This window comes from Streptomyces lavendofoliae, from assembly GCF_014649735.1.
GTDB lineage: Bacteria > Actinomycetota > Actinomycetes > Streptomycetales > Streptomycetaceae > Streptomyces > Streptomyces lavendofoliae.
The window spans coordinates 100,474-121,802 of sequence record NZ_BMTP01000012.1 but is presented as its reverse complement, the minus strand read 5'-3'; the positions used below and the strand labels follow the sequence as shown (position 1 = coordinate 121,802).

Here is a 21,329-nt window from a genome sequence, read left to right as displayed (position 1 = left end):
ACGCGGTGGTGTTCGAACAGCCATCGCGCGACGTAGAGGCGGATCGTCCGGACGCCTCGCGGCTGTTTGGGGATCGATGACTGAGTATGGCCGGGGCCCCGGCTCCGAACCGTGGCACCCCGAGGACCCGGCGCACGGGCACCAGGGGTGGGAAGGTCAGCAGGCCTACCACCAGCAGACGCAGTACGGGCAGCAGGCGCAGTACGGGAACCAGCAGGACCCGTACCAGCAGGACCCGTACCAGCAGCAGTCGCAGCAGGGCTACGGCGACCAGCAGGGTCATGCTGACCAGCACGGTCACGGTGACCAGCAGGGCTACGGTGACCAGCAGGGTCATGCTGACCAGCACGGTCACGGTGACCAGCAGGGCTACGGTGACCAGCAGCACCAGGCCGGGCAGGAGCCCGAGGCCCGGTCCGGCCATCACCAGGTCCCGCCCCATCAGGGTTACCCCCAGCCGACCTACGCCGGACAGCCGTACGACAACGGCACCTGGGACACCGGTCAGCAGGCGGCCATGCCCTACGGGGCGCACGCCCCCGCCGACCCGTACGGCGCCCAGGGCCCCGACCTGTACGGAACCCCCGAGGCGTACCCGCCGCCGCAGCCCCCGGGCAGGCGGCGGTCCGAGACCGAGCCGCGGCTGGAGCAGGACCCGCCGCGCGAGGAGCCGGAGGAGGAGAGCCACCCCTTCTTCTCGGACGGCGACCCCGACGACGGCGATGGCGACGACGAGCCGGCCGCGTCCAGGCGCGGCGGGGGCCAGGGCCGCCGGGGCGGCAAGCAGAAGAAGAAAAAGAGCCGCAACGGACTGGCCTGTCTGGTCGTCGCCCTGGTCCTGGCGGGCGGCGCGAGCGGCGTCGCCTACTTCGGCTACCAGTTCTGGCAGGGCCGGTTCGGCGAGGCCCCCGACTTCGCCGGCGACGGGACGAACGAGACCGTCCAGGTCGAGATCCCCAAGGGCGCCGGCGGGTACGAGATCGCCGCCCTGCTCGTCGAGAGCGGCGTGGTCAAGAGCCAGGGAGCGTTCGTCTCCGCGCAGGAGAAGAACCCGAACGGCAAGAGCATCCAGGACGGCGTCTACACGCTCAGGAAGGGCATGTCCGCCGCGAGTGCCGTCGAGGCGATGCTCGATCCGGAGAACCGGAACGCGCTCACCATTCCCGAGGGAAAGCGGAGCGCGTACATCTACGCGCAGATCGACAAGAAGCTGGAGCTGAAACCGGGAACGACGGAATCCGTCGCCAAGGCGAAGGCGAGCACCCTCGGTCTGCCGACCTGGGCCACCGGCCATCCCGACCTGAAGGACCCGCTGGAAGGATTCCTCTTCCCGGCCAGTTATCCGGTGGCGAAGGGCGCGAAGCCGGAGGACGTCCTCAAGAAGATGGTCGCCCGGGCGAACGCCGAATACGGTCGGCTCGACATGGAGACGAAGGCCAAGTCGCTCGGCCTGCGGGGCCCTTGGGAGCTCCTGACCGTCGCGAGCATGGTGCAGGTCGAAGGCAAGTACAAGCACGACTTCGACAAGGTGTCCCGCGTCGTCTACAACCGCCTCAAGCCGAACAACATCGAGACGGTCGGGCGGCTCGAATTCGACTCCACCATCAACTACATCAAGGACGAAAGCACCCTCGACGTCGGTACGGTGGCGGATCTGCGGAAGATCGACGACCCGTACAACACTTACGACATCAAGGGCCTCACGCCCGGTCCGATCAGCAATCCCGGTGTCGACGCCATCAAGTCCGCGCTGAATCCGACGCCCGGACCCTGGTACTACTTCGTTTCCATCAACGAGGACAAGACGGTGTTCTCGGTGACCAACGAGGAACACAACCGGAACGTGGAGCAGTACGAAAAGGAACGGGAGAACTCCGGCCAGTGAGCACCGTGAAGCGCGCCGCCGTCCTCGGGTCGCCGATCGCCCACTCGCTCTCCCCGGTCCTGCACCGGGCGGCCTACGCGGAACTCGGTCTCTCCGGCTGGTCGTACGACAGGTACGAGGTGGACGAGGCGCGGCTCCCGGCCTTCCTGGAGGGGCTGGACGCCTCCTGGGCCGGGCTGTCGCTGACCATGCCACTCAAGCGTGCGGTCATCCCGCTGCTCGACGAGGTCACCGAGACGGCCTCCTCGGTCGAGGCGGTGAACACGGTCGTCCTCACCGAGGAGGGCCGCCGCGTCGGCGACAACACCGACATCCCCGGCATGATCGCCGCGCTGCGCGAGCGGGGCGTGGAGAAGGTGGACAGCGCCGCCGTACTCGGCGCGGGCGCCACCGCGTCCTCCGCGCTCGCCGCCCTGTCCCGGGTGTGCACGGGGCCGGTCACCGCGTACGTACGCAGCGAGGCGCGCGCCGAGGAGATGCGCGGCTGGGGCGAGCGGCTCGGGGTCCCGGTCCGCACCGCGGGCTGGGAGCGGGCCGCCGAGGGGCTGCGGGCGCCGCTCGTCGTCGCCACCACGCCGGCGGGGACGACCGACGCGCTCGCGGCCGAGGTCCCCGACCGGCCCGGCACCCTGTTCGACGTGCTGTACGACCCGTGGCCCACCGCCCTGGCGGCCGCCTGGTCGGCGCGCGGCGGCGGCGTCGTGGGCGGGCTCGACCTGCTCGTCCACCAGGCCGTCCTCCAGGTGGAGCGGATGACCGGCCGGGCACCCGCGCCCATGGCGGCGATGAGGGCCGCCGGGGAGCGCGCCCTCGCCGCCGGACAATCCTCGCCCGCGCACTCCTGACCATCTCCGCCGGCGCCGGCTCCGGGGCCGCGACCGGCTTTCGCGCCGGGTCCGGGCCGCCCCTGCCCGTCCGCCCGGCGCACCCCTGGTCTGTCCGCCTGACGGACAGGGCGTCCGCGTTCTGGACCGGACACCGGCACGGGGCGCGGACATGGGAGGATCGGGGGAGGCGGGCCAGGGCCGCGCACCCGGTCGCGCCGTCGCAGTCGAGGCGCGAGCATGAGGAGCACCGTTGAGCAGGTTGCGCTGGCTGACCGCGGGGGAGTCGCACGGCCCCGCACTGGTGGCGACGCTGGAGGGTCTTCCCGCCGGTGTCCCGATCACCACGGAGATGGTGGCGGACCACCTGGCCCGTCGGCGCCTCGGCTATGGGCGCGGTGCGCGCATGAAGTTCGAACGCGACGAGGTGACCTTCCTCGGCGGCGTACGCCACGGCCTCACCATGGGCTCGCCGGTGGCCGTGATGGTCGGCAACACCGAGTGGCCCAAGTGGGAGAAGGTCATGGCGGCCGACCCGGTCGACCCGGCCGAGCTGGCCGAGCTGGCCCGCAACGCCCCGCTGACCCGCCCGCGGCCCGGTCACGCCGACCTCGCCGGCATGCAGAAGTACGGCTTCGACGAGGCCCGGCCGGTGCTGGAGCGGGCCAGCGCCCGCGAGACCGCCGCCCGCGTCGCACTGGGCGCCGTCGCCCGCTCGTACCTCAGGGAGACGGCCGGCATCGAGATCGTGTCCCACGTCGTCGAGCTGGCCGCGGCCAAGGCGCCGTACGGCGTGTACCCCACCCCGGCCGACGTCGAGAAGCTGGACGCCGACCCGGTGCGCTGCCTGGACGCGGACGCGTCGAAGGCGATGGTCGCCGAGATCGACCAGGCCCACAAGGACGGCGACACCCTCGGCGGCGTCGTCGAGGTCCTCGCCTACGACGTGCCCGTGGGCCTCGGCTCCCATGTCCACTGGGACCGGCGGCTGGACGCCCGCCTGGCCGCCGCCCTCATGGGCATCCAGGCCATCAAGGGCGTCGAGGTCGGCGACGGATTCGACCTGGCCCGGGTGCCCGGCTCCCAGGCGCACGACGAGATCGTCGCCACCGACGAGGGCATCAGGCGCACCTCGGGCCGCTCCGGCGGCACGGAGGGCGGGCTCACCACGGGCGAGCTGCTGCGCGTCCGCGCCGCCATGAAGCCCATCGCGACCGTGCCCCGGGCGCTGAAGACCGTCGACGTCGTCACCGGCGAGGCCGCCGCCGCGCACCACCAGCGCTCCGACGTCTGCGCGGTCCCGGCCGCCGGCATCGTCGCCGAGGCCATGGTGGCCCTCGTCCTCGCGGACGCCGTCGCGGAGAAGTTCGGCGGCGACAGCGTGACGGAGACCCGCCGCAACGTCCGCTCGTACCTCGACAACCTCCACATCCGGTGAGCGACGGCCCGCTGATCGTCCTGGTCGGGCCCATGGGCTCCGGCAAGTCCACCGTGGGCGCGCTGCTCGCCGAGCGGCTGGGCGCGCCCTACCGGGACACGGACGCGGACATCGTGGCCGCCGAGGGACGCGAGATCTCCGACATCTTCATCGAGGACGGCGAGGAGCACTTCCGCGCCCTCGAACGCGAGGCCGTCCGGGCCGCGGTCGCCGGGCACACCGGTGTCCTCGCGCTCGGCGGCGGCGCCGTCCTCGACGCCGGCACCCGCGAGCTGCTCGCCGGGCGGCCGGTCGTCTACCTGTCGATGGACGTCGAGGAGGCGGTCCGCCGCGTCGGCCTGAACACCGCCCGCCCGCTGCTCGCCGTCAACCCGCGCCGCCAGTGGCGCGAGCTGATGGAGGCCCGGCGCCACCTGTACACCGAAGTCGCCCGGGTGGTCGTGGCCACCGACGACAAGACCCCCGAAGAGGTCGCCGAGGCGGTCCTCGACGCACTGGAGCTTCAGAAGTGACTGACCAAGCAGTGACCCGTATCCAGGTCGGCGGCACGGCCGGCACCGACCCGTACGAGGTGCTGGTCGGCCGGCAGCTGCTCGGCGAGCTCGCCGGCATCATCGGCCCGAAGGCCAAGCGCGTCGCCGTGATCCACCCGGAGGCGCTCGCCGAGACCGGTGAGGCGCTCCGCGCCGACCTCGCCGACCAGGGGTACGAGGCGGTCGCCGTCCAGGTGCCGAACGCCGAGGAGGCCAAGACGGCCGAGGTCGCGGCGTACTGCTGGAAGGCGCTCGGCCAGACCGGCTTCACCCGTACCGACGTCATCGTCGGCGTGGGCGGCGGCGCCACCACCGACCTCGCCGGTTTCGTGGCGGCGACGTGGCTGCGCGGCGTGCGCTGGGTCGCGGTGCCCACCACCGTCCTGGCGATGGTCGACGCGGCCGTCGGCGGGAAGACCGGCATCAACACCGCCGAGGGCAAGAACCTCGTCGGCGCCTTCCACCCGCCGGCCGGTGTCCTGTGCGACCTCGCCGCGCTGGACTCGCTGCCCGTCCACGACTACGTCAGCGGTCTGGCCGAGATCATCAAGGCCGGCTTCATCGCCGACCCGGTGATCCTGGACCTGATCGAGGCGGACCCGGCCGCGGCCCGGACGCCCGGGGGCCCGCACACCGCCGAGCTCATCGAGCGCTCGATCCGGGTGAAGGCGGAGGTCGTCTCGTCCGACCTCAAGGAGTCCGGCCCGCGCGAGATCCTCAACTACGGCCACACCCTCGCCCACGCCATCGAGAAGAACGAGCGCTACAAGTGGCGCCACGGCGCCGCCGTGTCCGTCGGCATGGTCTTCGCCGCCGAACTGGGCCGGCTGGCCGGCCGGCTCGACGACGCCACCGCCGACCGGCACCGCGCCGTCCTGGAGTCCGTCGGCCTGCCCCTCACGTACCGCGGCGATCAGTGGCCCAAGCTCCTGGAGACCATGAAGGTCGACAAGAAGTCCCGCGGCGACCTGCTGCGGTTCATCGTCCTCGACGGACTGGCCAGGCCGACGGTCCTGGAGGGCCCGGACCCGGCGGTCCTCGTCGCCGCGTACGGCGAGGTCTCCGCATGACCCGCAGGGTGCTCGTCCTCAACGGCCCCAACCTCGGCCGCCTCGGCTCGCGGGAGCCCGACGTGTACGGCGCGACGTCGTACGCCGGGCTGGTGGACACCTGCAAGGCGCTCGGCGAGGAGCTGGGCTTCGACGTCGACGTACGCGAGACGAACGACGAGGGCGAGCTGATCCGCTGGCTGCACGAGGCGGCCGACGGCTCCCTCCCGGTGGTCATCAACCCCGGTGCCTTCACCCACTACTCGTACGGGATGAGGGACGCGGCCGCCCAGCGGACCGCCCCCCTCATCGAGGTGCACATCTCCAACCCGTACGCGCGTGAGGAGTTCCGGCACACCTCCGTGGTGGCGGCCGTCGCCACGGGTACCGTCGCGGGCTTCGGCATCGGGTCCTACCGCCTCGCCCTGCGCGCCCTCGCCGACGAGCTGGCCGGCGAACCCGGCGGCGGACCCTCCGACTGACCGGGCACGTCCCACCGTCCCCGGCCGTTTCACCCAACAGCGGCCGGGGAGGGTACGGTTCGGTAACGGGCGACCCGAACGGGCGCCCGACCAGCGTCAGTCGCACGAGACGGAGTGGCACCGGATGCAGCACGCAGTGGGGGCTCCGCTGCCGCCGCCCCACCAGCCGGGGCACGCAGCCACCGGATGGACGACCCAGGCCGCCGCCCACCACCCGGGCCCGCCGCCGCCCCAGGGGCCGCCCGCCCCGCCCATGGACGGGCCTCCGCCGGGGACCGCCCCGGCGCACCCGCCCGCCCCGGGCTGGGCCGCACCCCCCGCGCCGCCGGCCGACACCACGGGCCATGTCCACCTCCCGCCCGGCGCGCCGGTCGCCGCCCCGGCCCCGCCGCCCGCCGGCCACGGCACCGGCACGGGGACAGCCACCCTGGCCGTCCTGCTCATCGGCCCGGCCGGTGCGGGCAAGACGACCGTGGCGCGTCACTGGGCGCACAACCGACGCGTCCCGACCGCGCACATCAGCCTGGACGACGTGCGCGAATGGGTCTGCGCAGGCTTCGCCGACCCCCAGGACGGCTGGAACGACCGGTCCGAGGCCCAGTACCGCCTGGCCCGCCGCACCTGCGGCTTCGCCGCGCGGAACTTCCTCGCCAACGGCATCTCCTGCATCCTCGACGACGCCGTCTTCCCCGACCGACCGGTGGTCGGCCTCGGCGGCTGGAAGCGGCACGTCGGACCCGGCCTGCTCCCCGTGGTGCTCCTCCCGGGCCTGGAGATCGTCCTGGAGCGCAACGCCGAGCGCACCGGCAACCGCCGCCTGTCGGACGAGGAGGTCGCCGGCATCCACGGCCGGATGGCCGGGTGGTACGGCTCGGGCCTGCCGATCATCGACAACTCCACGTACGACGTGGAGACCACCGCCCGCGTCCTGGACGACGTCCTCGCCCGCGCCATAGCCAGCCCGCCGGCCTTCTAGTCGCCTCGTGCCGGGCCCCTCGCGCGCCGGCCCGGCCCGGGGCGCCCGCCGGCCGGTTCGCCGCCCGGGCCCCACCGGCCCGGGGGGCCCGCCGGCCGCGCCGGCCGGCTTCCACGGGCCCCGGCCGCGCCGACCGGCGACCCGCCTCGCGCCCGCCGGGCCGGGCCGGAGCGGCCGAGTCCATGGAGCCGCCCCGCGCCGGGCCGGTCCGGCACGAGGCGTCCCGCCCGGCGCACGGGAAAAGGCGAACCGCCCGGACGGACCCGTCCGGGCGGTTCGCCCCGTCGCCGGCCGCGCTCAGTCGGAGGACGACTCCACCAGCCGGCGCACGTTCTCCAGCCGGCCGCAGTCGGCCTCCAGCTGCTCGGCGCGGGCCTTCCGGAAGGCCGCGCCCAGCTCGGCGCGACGCTCGTCCGAGACGTTCTCGCGCGCGTCGTTGAGGAGGGTCCGCTCCTCCTCGTCCGCGTGGTGGTTCACCGCCGTGACGAGCTCCTCGAGCTTCTCGTCCCACTCCTCGGAGCCGACGTCCTCGACTTCGAGCAGCGCCAGGAGGGCCTCGTTGCCCTCCTCGTGCTCGTGCAAGCTGTGCTCGACGTCCTCGTCGTCCACGTTCTTGTAACGCCGCAGCGCGGGGTAGACCTCGCTCTCCTCCGCCGCGGCGTGTGCCACCAGCAGCGCGGAGAACTCCTGGAGCGCCCCGGCCCGGTCGGCCTCGACGTTCCGCATCGTCCGGAACAGCTCCTCCATCTTGCGGTGGTCGCGCAGGATCAGCTCGACGACGTCGTTGGTCTTGGTGGCAGTGCTGGCCGGCATGGGCGACTCCTTCGAACCGTGAACAATGTGTCCGGTTCGCCGGATACCCCGGATTCCGCCACCCAGTACCGGGTTCCGTCCGCCGTGCGGGGCCACCGGCGCCCCGGTCGGTCCCGCCCGACCTGCCGAGCGGCGCCGGCGCTCGTAGGCTCGGGGCATGTCAGAGGTGTTTGCGGACCGCCGAGGGCGGCTGCGCGACCGGTGCGCGGCGTCCGGCTCTGCGGCGGCCCTGGTCTCCCGCCCCGCCAATGTCCGGTATCTCGCGGGCGGCGCGCCCCCGGGTGCCGTCCTGCTGCTGGGCGCCGGCGACGACGCCCTGCTGTGCCCCCGCACGCCGACCGGTGACCCCGTGGAGGGCCGTCTCGACGAGCGGCTGCGGCTCGTCGTGCTGCCCGGGGCCGGGACCGACCCCGCGGTCGCGGCGGTCGACCTCGCCCGCGGACAGGGAGCCGACGTGCTCGCCGTCGAGGAGCACCACCTGAGCGTGGCCCGCCACCGGGCGATGGGTTCGGCCGCTCCTCAGGTGCGCCTGGCGGACCTCGGCACCGCCGTCGAGCAGGAACGAATCGTCAAGGACGAGGACGAGATCACCTGCCTGCGGATCGCGGCGGAGATCACCGACCAGGCGCTCGGCGAGCTCCTGGAGTCCATCCTCGTCGGACGTACCGAGCGCCATCTCGCCCTCGAACTGGAGCGCCGGCTGGTGGACCACGGCGCCGACGGTCCGGCGTTCGCCACTTCCGTGGCGACGGGCCCCAACGCGGGCCGCGGTGGCCACCGGCCCTCCGACCGCCGGGTGGAGGAAGGCGATTTCCTCTCCGTCTGCCTGGGTGCCAACTACCGGGGCTACCGCTGCGAGATCGGCCGGACGTTCGTCATCGGCACCTCGCCCGCGGACTGGCAGATCGAGCTGTACGACCTCGTCTTCGCCGCTCAGCGGGCCGCCCGCGAGTCGCTCAGCCCCGGCAGGGCGTACGGGGACGTCGACCGCGCGGCCCGCCAGATCCTGGAGGGCGCCGGGTACGGGGAGTGCGTCGCGCCCGTCCTCGGGCACGGTGTGGGGCTGGAAATCGAGGAGGACCCGCAGTTGGCACCCGGCGCCATGGGTAAACTGGACGCTTGTGTGCCGGTCACCGTCGAACCGGGGGTCCACCTCCCGGGCCGGGGCGGTGTCCGGATCGATGACACGCTCGTCGTACGCCAGGAGGCGGACGGCGGACCCGAGCTACTCACCATCACGACCAAGGAGCTGCTCGCGCTGTAAGCGCGTGACGCACCACGCCTCGGTCGTCCACCAGCGTCAGTCCAGGAGATTCCGCAACCGTGGCTTCCACGAACGACCTCAAGAACGGCATGGTGCTCAAGCTCGACAACGACCAGCTCTGGTCCGTGGTCGAGTTCCAGCACGTCAAGCCCGGCAAGGGCCCCGCCTTCGTGCGCACCAAGCTCAAGAACGTGCTCTCCGGCAAGATCGTCGACAAGACGTTCAACGCCGGGGTGAAGGTCGAGACGGCCACCGTCGACCGCCGCGACATGCAGTTCTCGTACATGGACGGCGAGTACTTCGTCTTCATGGACATGCAGACGTACGACCAGCTGCACGTCTCCCGCGCGGCCGTCGGCGACGCCGCGAACTTCCTGATCGAGGGCTTCACCGCCACCGTCGCCACGCACGAGGGCGAGGTGCTCTACGTCGAGCTGCCGGCCGCCGTCGAGCTGACCATCCAGGAGACCGAGCCGGGCGTCCAGGGCGACCGCTCCACCGGCGGCACCAAGCCGGCCATCCTGGAGACCGGCCACCAGATCCAGGTCCCGCTCTTCATCACCACCGGTGAGAAGATCAAGGTCGACACCCGCACGAGCGACTACCTCGGCCGGGTGAACAGCTAACCGTGGCTGCCCGGAACAAGGCCCGTAAGCGCGCCTTCCAGATCCTCTTCGAGGCCGACCAGCGCGGGGTGCCCGCGCAGGAGGTCCTCGCGGACTGGGTCCGGCACGCCCGGTCCGACGACCGGCAGCCGCCGGTCGGCGAGTACACGATGGAGCTCATCGAGGGGTACGCGCAGTACGCCGGCCGGATCGACGAGCTCATCGCCACCTACGCGGAGGGCTGGGCGCTCGACCGGATGCCGGTCGTCGACCGCAACATCCTGCGCCTCGGCGCGTACGAGCTGGTCTGGGTGGACGGCACGCCGGACGCCGTGGTGATCGACGAGGCGGTGCAGCTCGCCAAGGAGTTCTCCACCGACGAGTCGCCGTCGTTCGTCAACGGCCTGCTGGCCCGCTTCAAGGACCTCAAGCCGAGGCTCCGCCGGGACTGACCCGCGACCCGTTCCGCCCGAAGGGCCCGCAGCGCACTCGCGCGGCGGGCCCTTCGGCGTGCGACGTGCCGGCACGGGGCCGGGTCCTCTCGGCGTGAGGTGCGGAGGACGGGTCCCGGAGCCCGGGCACAAGAGAGCCGCCGGGGCGGTGGGGCGCCCGAAGGCCCCCCGCACCCGGCGGCAACGTTTCTGCTGTAGTGGGTCCGGCTGTCAGGCCTCTTCGTGCGCCACCGCGCGGCGCGCGTCCGCGTCCAGCACGCCCCAGCTGATCAGCTGCTCGGTCAGCACCGAGGGCGACTGGTCGTAGATCACGGCTAGGGTGCGCAGGTCGTCCTGGCGGATGGACAGCACCTTGCCGTTGTAGTCACCGCGCTGCGACTGGATCGTCGCCGCGTAGCGCTGCAGCGGGCCCGCCTTCTCCGCGGGGACGTGCGCCAGGCGCTCCAGGTCCAGGACGAGCTTCGGCGGCGGCTCGGCGGCTCCGCCCGGCGTGGTGCCCGGCAGCAGCTCCTGCACCGGGACGCCGTAGAAGTCGGCCAGCTCGGCGAGGCGCTGCACGGTCACGGCACGGTCACCGCGCTCGTACGAACCGACCACCACGGCCTTCCAGCGGCCCTGGGACTTCTCTTCCACACCGTGGAGGGAGAGGCCCTGCTGGGTGCGGATGGCACGGAGCTTGGCCCCGAGCTGTTTTGCGTATTCGCTGGACATATAGCTCCCGGGACGAAGGCTGGTAACTCACTGTGAGGTTACGCAGCGTTACTTGGCTGCGTCAAGCCGAATGGTCCGTACCGACGGTGTTCACCACCCCGGACACGGGCGGCTCTCCGGCCCTGGTACCGTGGGTGGCGCAAATCCGACGTCCTTTAAGGTCCGTCCCGTGAGGCGGAGAAGGAGGTCCGTTTCCATGGACGCCATTTCGCAGTCCGATGCCGCGCGCCCCGTCCTCGAGGGCCCCGACATCGCACGGGTACTGACCCGTATCGCCCACGAGATCGTCGAGCGCGCCAAGGGCGCCGACGACGTGGTACTCCTCGGCATTCCCACGCGTGGCGTCTTCCTCGCCCGCCGCCTGGCCGACAAGCTCGAGCAGATCACCGGCCGCACGACACCGGTCGGCTCGCTCGACATCACCATGTACCGGGACGATCTGCGGATGCGGCCCGCCCGCGCGCTCGCCCGCACCGAGATCCCCGGCGACGGCATCGACGGCCGCCTGGTCGTCCTCGTCGACGACGTGCTGTTCTCCGGCCGCACCATCCGCGCCGCCCTCGACGCGCTCGGCGACATCGGCCGCCCGCGCGCCGTCCAGCTCGCGGTCCTCGTCGACCGGGGCCACCGCGAACTCCCGATCCGTGCCGACTACGTCGGCAAGAACCTCCCCACGTCGCTGCGGGAGACGGTCAAGGTCCTGCTCTCCGAGGAGGACGGTCGCGACACCGTGCTGCTCGGTGTGCGGGAGACCGCCCCCACCGCTCCGGCCGGCGAGCGGTAGCACCTCCGTACGACCCCTCGTACGGCGTGCCGCCGCGCGCCCGCACGCCCGTCGGGCCTGTCCCGCACAGGTCCCCACTCGGCCCTCTGCCTCCACAAAACCGGAGAAACACCCCAAGATGATGCGTCACCTCATCTCGGCCGCCGACCTCACCCGCGACGACGCCGTCCTCATCCTCGACACCGCCGAGGAGATGGCCCGGGTCGCCGACCGGCCGATCAAGAAGCTGCCCACCCTGCGCGGCCGCACCGTCGTCAACCTCTTCTTCGAGGACTCGACCCGCACCCGCATCTCCTTCGAGGCCGCCGAGAAGCGCCTCTCCGCCGACGTCATCAACTTCAGCGCCAAGGGCTCCTCGGTGTCCAAGGGCGAGTCCCTCAAGGACACCGCGCAGACCCTGGAGGCCATGGGCGTCGACGCCGTCGTCATCCGGCACGGCGCCTCCGGCGCTCCGTACCGGCTGGCGACCTCCGGCTGGATCGACGCCGCCGTCATCAACGCCGGTGACGGCACCCACCAGCACCCCACGCAGGCGCTGCTGGACGCCTTCACCATGCGCCGCCGGCTGGTCGGCCGGGACGCCGGGCTCGGCCAGGACCTGGCGGGCAAGCGGATCACCATCGTCGGCGACGTCCTGCACAGCCGGGTCGCCCGCTCCAACGTCGACCTGCTGCACACCCTCGGCGCCGAGGTCACCCTCGTCGCCCCTCCCACCCTCGTCCCGGTCGGCGTCGGGAACTGGCCCTGCGAGGTGTCGTACGACCTCGACAGCACCCTGCCGAAGTCCGACGCCGTGATGATGCTGCGCGTCCAGCGCGAGCGCATGAACGCCGCGTTCTTCCCCACCGAGCGCGAGTACTCCCGCCGCTACGGCCTCGACGGCGACCGCATGGCGAAGATGCCCGAGCACGCCATCGTGATGCACCCCGGCCCGATGGTGCGCGGCATGGAGATCACCGCCGAGGTCGCCGACTCCGGCCGCTGCACGGTCGTCGAGCAGGTCGCCAACGGCGTCTCGATCCGCATGGCCGTCCTCTACCTGCTTCTGGGCGGCAACGAGTCCGCCGTCAGCCAGACCCGTACCGAGGAGAGCAAGTAAGCATGAGCAAGATCCTTATCCGTGGTGCGAAGGTACTCGGCGGCGAGGCCCAGGACGTCCTGATCGACGGCGAGACCATCGAGGCGGTCGGCACCGGCCTGAGCGCCGGCGGCGCCACCGTCATCGAGGCCGAGGGAAGGATTCTCCTCCCGGGTCTGGTCGACCTCCACACCCACCTGCGCGAGCCGGGCCGCGAGGACTCCGAGACGGTCCTCACCGGCACCCGGGCGGCCGCCGGCGGCGGCTACACGGCCGTGTTCGCCATGGCCAACACCTTCCCGGTCGCCGACACCGCCGGTGTCGTCGAGCAGGTCTACCGGCTCGGCCAGGAGCACGGCTACTGCGACGTGCAGCCCATCGGCGCCGTCACGGTCGGGCTGGAGGGCAGGAAGCTCGCCGAGCTGGGCGCCATGCACGAGTCCGCGGCCGGCGTCACCGTCTTCTCCGACGACGGCAAGTGCGTCGACGACGCGGTGATCATGCGCCGCGCCCTGGAGTACGTGAAGGCCTTCGGCGGTGTCGTCGCCCAGCACGCCCAGGAGCCCCGCCTCACCGAGGGCGCCCAGATGAACGAGGGCGTCGTCTCCGCCGAGCTGGGCCTGGGCGGCTGGCCGGCCGTCGCGGAGGAGTCGATCATCGCCCGTGACGTGCTGCTCGCCGAGCACGTCGGCTCCCGCGTCCACATCTGCCACCTGTCGACCGCCGGGTCCGTGGAGATCGTGCGCTGGGCCAAGTCGCGGGGCATCGACGTCACCGCCGAGGTCACCCCGCACCACCTCCTCCTGACCGACGAGCTGGTCCGCTCGTACAACCCGGTCTACAAGGTCAACCCGCCGCTGCGCACCGAGCGCGACGTCATGGCGCTGCGCGAGGCGCTGGCCGACGGCACGATCGACATCGTCGCCACCGACCACGCCCCGCACCCGCACGAGGACAAGGACTGCGAGTGGGCAGCCGCCGCCATGGGCATGGTCGGCCTGGAGACCGCGCTGTCCGTCGTCCAGCACACGATGGTCGAGACCGGCCTGCTGGACTGGGCCGGCGTCGCCGACCGCATGTCGTTCGCGCCCGCGCGGATCGGCCGCGCCACCGGCCACGGCCGCCCCGTCTCGGCTGGTGAGCCCGCCAACCTCACCCTGGTCGATCCGGCATACCGTGGAGCCGTGGACCCCGCGGGCTTCGCCTCCCGCAGCCGCAACACGCCCTACGAGGGCCGCGAGCTGCCGGGGCGCGTCACCCACACCTTCCTGCGGGGCCGGGCGACGCTCATGGACGGGAAGCTGGCGTGACACTCTTCGAACTGGCCGCGGAGCAGAAGTCCGCCGAGGTGACCGACTGGGCCGCCCGGCTCGGCTGGGTCGCCGGACTGCTGCTCCTCATCGCCCTCGTCTACTGGCTGATGCGCCAGGGGTGGACCTGGCGCGGCAGCCTCCAGTCCGGCCTGCCGGACCTGCCCACCGCGCCGGACGCGCCCGGTGGAGCGAGACTGACGATGAGCGGCCGCTACCACGGGTCCACCACCGCCGGGCAGTGGCTCGACCGGATCGTCGCCCACGGCCTGGGTGCCCGCAGCCGCGCCGAGCTGACGCTCACCGACCAGGGCCTGGATGTCGTACGCCCCGGGGCGCGTGACTTCTTCGTCCCGGCCGGCCGGCTGCGCGGAGCCCGGCTCGACAAGGGCATCGCGGGCAAGGTCCTCACCGAGGGCGGCCTGCTGGTCGTCACCTGGGAGCACGGCGACACCCTGATCGACTCCGGCTTCCGCTCCGACCGCGCGGCGGAGCACACCACCTGGGTCGAGACCCTCAACACCATGATCACTACGACGGAAGGCACCGCACGATGACCACCTCCACCCGGGGAACCAAGGTTCCCGCCGTACTCGTCCTGGAGGACGGCCGCACCTTCCGCGGCCGTGCCTACGGGGCCGTGGGGGAGACCTTCGGCGAGGCAGTCTTCTCCACCGGCATGACCGGCTACCAGGAGACCCTGACCGACCCGTCGTACCACCGCCAGGTCGTCGTGATGACCGCCCCCCACGTCGGCAACACCGGCGTCAACGACGAGGACCCCGAGTCCAAGAAGATCTGGGTCTCCGGCTACGTCGTCCGCGACCCCGCACGCGTCCCGTCCAGCTGGCGCTCCCGCCGCACCCTCGACGACGAACTGGCCGCCCAGGGAGTCGTCGGCATCAGCGGCATCGACACCCGCGCCCTCACCCGCCACCTGCGTGAGCGCGGCGCCATGCGCGTCGGCATCTTCTCCGGCGAGGCGATCGCGGACGACGCGTCCCTGCTGGCCAGGGTCCAGGACGCGCCCCGGATGGAGGGCGCGGACCTGGCCGCCGAGGTGGCGACGAAGGAGGCGTACGTCGTCCCCGCCATCGGCGAGAAGAAGTTCACCGTCGCCGCCGTCGACCTCGGCATCAAGGGCATGACCCCGCACCGGATGGCCGAGCGCGGCATCGAGGTGCACGTGCTGCCGGCCACCGCCACCGCGGACGACGTATACGCCGTTGACCCCGACGGCGTGTTCTTCTCCAACGGCCCCGGCGACCCCGCCACCGCCGACGGCCCCGTCTCCGTCATGCGGGCCGTCCTGGAGCGCGGGACGCCCCTGTTCGGCATCTGCTTCGGCAACCAGATCCTGGGCCGCGCGCTGGGCTTCGGCACCTACAAGCTGAAGTACGGCCACCGCGGCATCAACCAGCCCGTGCAGGACCGTACGACCGGCAAGGTCGAGGTCACCGCGCACAACCACGGCTTCGCCGTCGACGCCCCCCTCGACACGGTGTCCGACACCCCCTACGGCCGCGCCGAGGTCTCCCACGTCTGCCTCAACGACAACGTGGTGGAGGGCCTCCAGCTGCTCGACCAGCCGGCCTTCAGCGTCCAGTACCACCCCGAGGCGGCCGCCGGCCCGCACGACGCCGCGTACCTCTTCGACCGCTTCGTATCCCTGATGGAGGCCGAGCGTGCCTAAGCGCACCGATATCCAGTCCGTCCTGGTCATCGGCTCCGGCCCGATCGTCATCGGCCAGGCCGCCGAGTTCGACTACTCCGGCACCCAGGCGTGCCGCGTCCTCAAGTCCGAGGGCCTGCGGGTCATCCTGGTGAACTCCAACCCGGCGACGATCATGACCGACCCGGAGATCGCCGACGCCACCTACGTCGAGCCGATCACCCCCGAGTTCGTGGAGAAGATCATCGCCAAGGAGCGCCCCGACGCGCTCCTGCCCACCCTCGGCGGCCAGACCGCGCTCAACACCGCCATCTCGATGCACGAGCAGGGTGTGCTGGAGAAGTACGGCGTGGAGCTCATCGGCGCCAACGTCGAGGCGATCCACAAGGGCGAGGACCGCGACCTGTTCAAGGGCGTCGTGGAGGCCGTCCGCGCCAAGATCGGCCACGGCGAGTCCGCCCGCTCGGTGATCTGCCACTCCATGGACGACGTCCTCAAGGGCGTCGAGACCCTCGGCGGCTACCCGGTCGTCGTCCGCCCCTCCTTCACCATGGGCGGCGCCGGCTCCGGCTTCGCCCACGACGAGGAGGAGCTGCGCCGCATCGCCGGCCAGGGCCTGACCCTGTCTCCCACCACCGAGGTGCTCCTGGAGGAGTCCATCCTCGGCTGGAAGGAGTACGAGCTGGAGCTGATGCGCGACAAGCACGACAACGTCGTGGTCGTCTGCTCCATCGAGAACTTCGACCCGATGGGCGTGCACACCGGTGACTCCATCACCGTCGCCCCGGCGATGACGCTCACCGACCGCGAGTACCAGATCCTCCGCGACGTCGGCATCGCGATCATCCGCGAGGTCGGCGTCGACACCGGCGGCTGCAACATCCAGTTCGCGGTCAACCCCGAGGACGGCCGGGTCATCGTCATCGAGATGAACCCCCGCGTCTCCCGCTCCTCCGCACTCGCCTCGAAGGCCACCGGCTTCCCGATCGCGAAGATCGCCGCCCGGCTCGCCGTCGGCTACACGCTGGACGAAATCCCCAACGACATCACGGAGAAGACGCCGGCCTCCTTCGAGCCGACCCTCGACTACGTCGTCGTCAAGGCGCCCCGCTTCGCCTTCGAGAAGTTCCCGTCAGCCGACTCCACGCTGACCACGACCATGAAGTCGGTCGGCGAGGCCATGGCCATCGGCCGGAACTTCACCGAGGCCCTCCAGAAGGCACTGCGCTCGCTGGAGAAGAAGGGCAGCCAGTTCGCCTTCACCGGCGAGCCCGGCGACAAGGACGAGCTGCTGCGCGCGGCCGTGCGCCCCACCGACGGCCGTATCAACACCGTCATGCAGGCCATCCGCGCCGGCGCGACCCCGCGGGAGGTCTTCGACTTCACGAAGATCGACCCCTGGTTCGTCGACCAGCTGTTCCTGATCAAGGAGATCGCCGACGAGCTGGCCGCCGCCGAGAAGCTCGGCCCCGAGCTGCTCGCCGACGCCAAGCGCCACGGCTTCTCCGACGCCCAGATCGCCGAGATCCGCGGCCTGCGCGAGGACGTCGTCCGCGAGGTCCGGCACGCCCTCGGCGTCCGCCCGGTCTACAAGACGGTCGACACCTGTGCCGCCGAGTTCGCCGCGAAGACCCCGTACTTCTACTCCTCGTACGACGAGGAGAGCGAGGTCGCGCCGCGCGAGAGGCCCGCGGTGATCATCCTGGGCTCCGGCCCCAACCGCATCGGCCAGGGCATCGAGTTCGACTACTCCTGCGTCCACGCCTCCTTCGCCCTGAGCGACGCGGGCTACGAGACCGTGATGGTCAACTGCAACCCCGAGACGGTCTCGACCGACTACGACACCTCACACCGCCTGTACTTCGAGCCGCTGACGCTCGAGGACGTGCTGGAGATCGTCCACGCCGAGACCCTCGCCGGCCCCGTGGCGGGTGTCGTCGTCCAGCTCGGCGGCCAGACCCCGCTGGGCCTCGCCCAGGCGCTCAAGGACAACGGCGTGCCGGTCGTCGGCACCCCGCCGGAGGCCATCCACGCCGCCGAGGACCGCGGCGCCTTCGGCCAGGTCCTCGCCGAGGCCGGGCTGCCCGCTCCCAAGCACGGCACGGCGACCACCTTCGCCGGCGCCAAGGCCATCGCCGACGAGATCGGCTACCCCGTCCTCGTACGCCCCTCGTACGTGCTCGGCGGCCGCGGTATGGAGATCGTCTACGACGAGGCGCGCCTGGAGGCGTACATCGCCGAGTCCACCGAGATCTCCCCGACCCGCCCGGTCCTGGTCGACCGGTTCCTCGACGACGCCATCGAGATCGACGTCGACGCCCTGTACGACGGCACCGAGCTCTACCTCGGCGGCGTCATGGAGCACATCGAGGAGGCCGGCATCCACTCCGGCGACTCGGCGTGCGCCCTGCCCCCGATCACCCTCGGCGGCTTCGACATCAAGCGGCTGCGCGCCTCCACCGAGGCCATCGCCAAGGGCGTCGGCGTCCGCGGCCTGATCAACATCCAGTTCGCCATGGCCGGGGACATCCTGTACGTGCTGGAGGCCAACCCCCGTGCCTCCCGGACCGTCCCCTTCACCTCCAAGGCGACCGCCGTGCCGCTGGCCAAGGCCGCCGCCCGCATCTCGCTCGGCGCCACCATCGCCGAACTCCGCGCCGAGGGCCTGCTGCCGAGGAACGGCGACGGCGGCACCCTGCCGCTGGACGCGCCGATCTCCGTCAAGGAGGCCGTGATGCCGTGGTCGCGCTTCCGCGACGTGCACGGCCGCGGCGTGGACACCGTCCTCGGCCCGGAGATGCGCTCCACCGGCGAGGTCATGGGCATCGACGCGGTCTTCGGCACCGCGTACGCCAAGTCGCAGGCCGGTGCCTACGGCCCGCTGCCCACCAAGGGCCGCGCGTTCATCTCGGTCGCCAACCGCGACAAGCGCTCGATGATCTTCCCGGCGCGCGAGCTGGTCGCCCACGGCTTCGAGCTGCTGGCCACCTCCGGCACCGCCGAGGTCCTCAAGCGCAACGGCATCAACGCCACCGTGGTGCGCAAGCAGTCCGAGGGCGAGGGCCCCGGCGGCGAGAAGACCATCGTCCGCCTCATCCACGACGGCGAGGTCGACCTCATCGTCAACACCCCGTACGGCACGGGTGGCCGCCTCGACGGCTACGAGATCCGCACCGCGGCCGTGGCGCGCGGCGTCCCGTGCCTGACGACGGTCCAGGCGCTCGCCGCCGCCGTCCAGGGCATCGACGCGCTGAACCACGGCGGAGTCGGCGTCCGTTCCCTCCAGGAACACGCACAGCACCTGATCGCGGCCCGCGACTAGCAGCCCACGAGGGGGACACCGTCCAGCGGTGTCCCCCTCCTCATGAGGACACCACCACCATGTACAAGCTCTTCTTCCGGCTGTTGTTCACCCGCATGGACCCCGAGCAGGCGCACCACCTGGCCTTCCGCTGGATCCGCCTCGCCGCCCGCGTCCCCGTGCTGCGCACCTTCCTCGCCGCCGCCCTCGCACCCCGCCACCAGGAGCTGCGCACCGAGGCCCTCGGTCTGCGGATGCACGGCCCCTTCGGCCTGGCCGCGGGCTTCGACAAGAACGCCGTCGCCATCGACGGCATGGCGATGCTCGGCTTCGACCACGTCGAGATCGGTACGGTCACGGGCGAGCCGCAGCCCGGCAACCCCAGGAAGCGCCTCTTCCGCCTCGTCGCGGACCGCGCCCTGATCAACCGCATGGGCTTCAACAACGACGGCTCGGCGGCCGTCGCGGAGCGCCTCCACGCGCGCGTGCCGGTCTTCAGGACGGTCGTGGGCGTCAACATCGGCAAGACCAAGGTCGTCCCGGAGGCCGAGGCCGCCGCCGACTACGTGAAGTCGACCGAGCGGCTCGCCCGCCACGCCGACTACCTGGTCGTCAACGTCTCCTCGCCCAACACCCCGGGGCTGCGCAACCTCCAGGCCACAAAGTCCCTCAGGCCCCTGCTGACGGCCGTCCGCGAGGCCGCCGACCGCACGGTCACCGACCGCCGCGTCCCGCTGCTCGTCAAGATCGCGCCAGATCTGGCCGACGAGGACGTCGACGCGGTCGCCGACCTGGCCGTCGAGCTGGGCCTGGACGGCATCATCGCCACCAACACCACCATCGCCCGCGAGGGCCTGACGTCCCCCGCGCACCTCACCGCCGAGACCGGCGGGCTGTCCGGGGCGCCGCTCAAGGAACGCTCCCTGGAGGTCCTGCGCCGTCTCTACGCGCGCGTGGGCGACCGCATCACCCTGGTCGGTGTCGGCGGCATCGAGAACGCCGAGGACGCCTGGCAGCGCATCCTGGCCGGCGCCACCCTGATCCAGGGCTACAGCGCCTTCGTCTACCAGGGGCCGTTCTACGCGCGCGGCATCCACAAGGGCCTCGCCGCCCGGCTGAACGCTTCCCCGTACGCCACCCTCGCCGAGGCCGTCGGCGCCGACACCCGAAAGGCCGCCGTATGAGCCCGCTCGAACCGTTCGGTGCCCGTCTGAGGCACGCCATGGACGCCCGTGGTCCGCTGTGCGTCGGCATCGACCCGCACGAGGCCCTGCTGTCCGCCTGGGGCCTGGACGACGACGTGCGGGGCCTGGAGCGCTTCACGCGCACGGTGATCGACGCCCTCGCCGGCCGGGTGGCCGTCTTCAAGCCGCAGAGCGCCTTCTTCGAGCGGTTCGGCTCGCGCGGCATCGCCGTCCTGGAGCGGGCCGTCGCGGACCTCCGGGACGCGGGCGCCCTGGTCGTCATGGACGCCAAGCGCGGCGACATCGGCTCCACCATGAGCGCGTACGCCGAGACGTTCCTGCGCAAGGACGCGCCGCTCTTCGCCGACGCGCTCACCGTCTCCCCGTACCTGGGGTACGGCTCCCTGAAGCCGGCCGTCGACCTGGCGCGCGAGAGCGGCTGCGGCCTGTTCGTCCTCGCCCTCACCTCCAACCCGGAGGGCGCGGAGGTGCAGCGCGCGGTCCGCGCCGAGGACCCGGCCGGGCGGACCGTCGCCGCGACCGTGCTGGCGCACCTGGCCGCCGACAACGCGGGCGAGGCCCCGCTCGGGTCGTTCGGCGCGGTCGTGGGCGCCACGCTCGGCGACCTCTCCTCCTTCGACCTGGACATCAACGGCCCGCTGCTCGCGCCCGGCATCGGCGCCCAGGGCGCGACCCCGGCCGACCTGCCGGCCGTCTTCGGCGAGGCCGTGCGCAACGTCGTGCCGAGCGTCAGCCGGGGCGTGCTGCGGCACGGTCCCGACACGGCGGCGCTGCGCGCGTCGGCGGAGCGGTACGCGGACGAGGTGCGGGCGGCGATCGGCGCCTGACGCCCACCCCCGTCCGGCGCCCCGCGCCGCGCGCCGGTGTCGCCCGCCCGGCGGACGCCCGCCCCGCCCCGCCCGGCGCCCGCCCGTCGGCACCGCCGTGGAAGCCCACGGTCACCCCCG

General features: G+C 72.2%; 20 protein-coding genes. 18 read left to right on the top strand and 2 right to left on the bottom strand.

Translation table 11 applies throughout. The features are described 5' to 3' along the window. Nucleotides 1–76 precede the first annotated feature (76 nt). The 7 genes from mltG to IE109_RS22245 all read left to right on the top strand — a co-directional run bounded on the left by mltG (nt 77) and on the right by IE109_RS22245 (nt 7,187). Nucleotides 77–1,885 carry an endolytic transglycosylase MltG gene (mltG, locus tag IE109_RS22275; protein WP_189552792.1) on the top strand — a complete coding sequence of 603 codons (1,809 nt, stop codon included), beginning with the start codon at nt 77–79 and terminating at the stop codon, nt 1,883–1,885. After that, complete coding sequence (locus tag IE109_RS22270) at nt 1,882–2,730, top strand: shikimate dehydrogenase (RefSeq protein WP_189552791.1); 849 nt, start codon at nt 1,882–1,884, stop codon at nt 2,728–2,730. The genes mltG and IE109_RS22270 overlap by 4 nt, the downstream gene beginning before the upstream one ends. 232 nt (nt 2,731–2,962) lie before the next feature. Next, nucleotides 2,963–4,147, top strand: coding sequence for a chorismate synthase (gene aroC, locus IE109_RS22265; protein ID WP_189552790.1), 1,185 nt, complete (start codon nt 2,963–2,965; stop codon nt 4,145–4,147). Beyond that, nucleotides 4,144–4,659: a shikimate kinase gene (locus IE109_RS22260; protein ID WP_189552789.1), complete on the top strand. Its 516-nt coding sequence runs from the start codon at nt 4,144–4,146 to the stop codon at nt 4,657–4,659. The genes aroC and IE109_RS22260 overlap by 4 nt, the downstream gene beginning before the upstream one ends. Then, on the top strand, nt 4,656–5,750 hold the full coding sequence (gene aroB / locus IE109_RS22255) for a 3-dehydroquinate synthase (RefSeq protein WP_189552788.1): 1,095 nt from the start codon (nt 4,656–4,658) through the stop codon (nt 5,748–5,750). The genes IE109_RS22260 and aroB overlap by 4 nt, the downstream gene beginning before the upstream one ends. Then, nucleotides 5,747–6,211 carry a type II 3-dehydroquinate dehydratase gene (aroQ, locus tag IE109_RS22250; protein ID WP_189552787.1) on the top strand — a complete coding sequence of 155 codons (465 nt, stop codon included), beginning with the start codon at nt 5,747–5,749 and terminating at the stop codon, nt 6,209–6,211. Before aroB ends, aroQ begins: the two co-directional genes overlap by 4 nt. Nucleotides 6,212–6,335: 124 nt before the next feature. Then, nucleotides 6,336–7,187 (top strand): Pro-rich N-terminal domain-containing protein, encoded by an 852-nt coding sequence (locus IE109_RS22245; RefSeq protein ID WP_189552786.1) that lies wholly within the window; start codon nt 6,336–6,338, stop codon nt 7,185–7,187. A 297-nt stretch (nt 7,188–7,484) separates the two neighbouring features. Here IE109_RS22245 and IE109_RS22240 read toward each other — a convergent pair whose 3' ends face one another. Continuing rightward, nucleotides 7,485–8,000 carry a hemerythrin domain-containing protein gene (locus tag IE109_RS22240; RefSeq protein ID WP_189552785.1) on the bottom strand — a complete coding sequence of 172 codons (516 nt, stop codon included), beginning with the start codon at nt 7,998–8,000 and terminating at the stop codon, nt 7,485–7,487. Between the two features lie 157 nt (nt 8,001–8,157). On the opposite strand from IE109_RS22240, the gene IE109_RS22235 reads away from it, so the two are divergent. Genes IE109_RS22235 through nusB form a run of 3 tightly spaced genes read left to right on the top strand, consistent with a single transcriptional unit; the run spans nt 8,158 to nt 10,321 of the window. After that, a complete protein-coding gene (locus IE109_RS22235; protein ID WP_189552784.1) occupies nt 8,158–9,264 on the top strand; it encodes an aminopeptidase P family protein in 1,107 nt (368 codons plus the stop codon). 59 nt (nt 9,265–9,323) lie between these two features. Then, complete coding sequence (efp, locus tag IE109_RS22230) at nt 9,324–9,890, top strand: elongation factor P (RefSeq protein ID WP_189552783.1); 567 nt, start codon at nt 9,324–9,326, stop codon at nt 9,888–9,890. A gap of 2 nt (nt 9,891–9,892) precedes the next feature. Continuing rightward, complete coding sequence (gene nusB, locus IE109_RS22225; RefSeq protein ID WP_189552782.1) at nt 9,893–10,321, top strand: transcription antitermination factor NusB; 429 nt, start codon at nt 9,893–9,895, stop codon at nt 10,319–10,321. Between the two features lie 210 nt (nt 10,322–10,531). Here nusB and bldD read toward each other — a convergent pair whose 3' ends face one another. Next, complete coding sequence (gene bldD, locus IE109_RS22220) at nt 10,532–11,032, bottom strand: transcriptional regulator BldD (RefSeq protein ID WP_064068023.1); 501 nt, start codon at nt 11,030–11,032, stop codon at nt 10,532–10,534. 196 nt (nt 11,033–11,228) lie between these two features. On the opposite strand from bldD, the gene pyrR reads away from it, so the two are divergent. The 8 genes from pyrR (at nt 11,229) to pyrF (ending at nt 21,209) form a co-directional block, all read left to right on the top strand. Continuing rightward, nucleotides 11,229–11,816, top strand: a complete 588-nt coding sequence (gene pyrR, locus IE109_RS22215) for a bifunctional pyr operon transcriptional regulator/uracil phosphoribosyltransferase PyrR (protein WP_189552781.1) — start codon at nt 11,229–11,231, stop codon at nt 11,814–11,816. 118 nt (nt 11,817–11,934) lie between these two features. Continuing rightward, nucleotides 11,935–12,915 (top strand): aspartate carbamoyltransferase catalytic subunit, encoded by a 981-nt coding sequence (locus IE109_RS22210; protein ID WP_189552780.1) that lies wholly within the window; start codon nt 11,935–11,937, stop codon nt 12,913–12,915. Between the two features lie 2 nt (nt 12,916–12,917). After that, nucleotides 12,918–14,204 carry a dihydroorotase gene (locus tag IE109_RS22205; protein ID WP_189552779.1) on the top strand — a complete coding sequence of 429 codons (1,287 nt, stop codon included), beginning with the start codon at nt 12,918–12,920 and terminating at the stop codon, nt 14,202–14,204. Then, nucleotides 14,201–14,761: a PH-like domain-containing protein gene (locus IE109_RS22200; RefSeq protein WP_189552778.1), complete on the top strand. Its 561-nt coding sequence runs from the start codon at nt 14,201–14,203 to the stop codon at nt 14,759–14,761. The genes IE109_RS22205 and IE109_RS22200 overlap by 4 nt, the downstream gene beginning before the upstream one ends. Then, nucleotides 14,758–15,897: a glutamine-hydrolyzing carbamoyl-phosphate synthase small subunit gene (carA, locus tag IE109_RS22195; RefSeq protein ID WP_189552777.1), complete on the top strand. Its 1,140-nt coding sequence runs from the start codon at nt 14,758–14,760 to the stop codon at nt 15,895–15,897. Before IE109_RS22200 ends, carA begins: the two co-directional genes overlap by 4 nt. Next, on the top strand, nt 15,890–19,198 hold the full coding sequence (carB, locus tag IE109_RS22190; protein ID WP_189552776.1) for a carbamoyl-phosphate synthase large subunit: 3,309 nt from the start codon (nt 15,890–15,892) through the stop codon (nt 19,196–19,198). The genes carA and carB overlap by 8 nt, the downstream gene beginning before the upstream one ends. A gap of 59 nt (nt 19,199–19,257) precedes the next feature. Beyond that, a complete protein-coding gene (locus tag IE109_RS22185; protein ID WP_189552775.1) occupies nt 19,258–20,361 on the top strand; it encodes a quinone-dependent dihydroorotate dehydrogenase in 1,104 nt (367 codons plus the stop codon). Then, complete coding sequence (gene pyrF, locus IE109_RS22180; RefSeq protein ID WP_189552774.1) at nt 20,358–21,209, top strand: orotidine-5'-phosphate decarboxylase; 852 nt, start codon at nt 20,358–20,360, stop codon at nt 21,207–21,209. Before IE109_RS22185 ends, pyrF begins: the two co-directional genes overlap by 4 nt. The last annotated feature ends 120 nt before the right edge of the window (nt 21,210–21,329 follow it).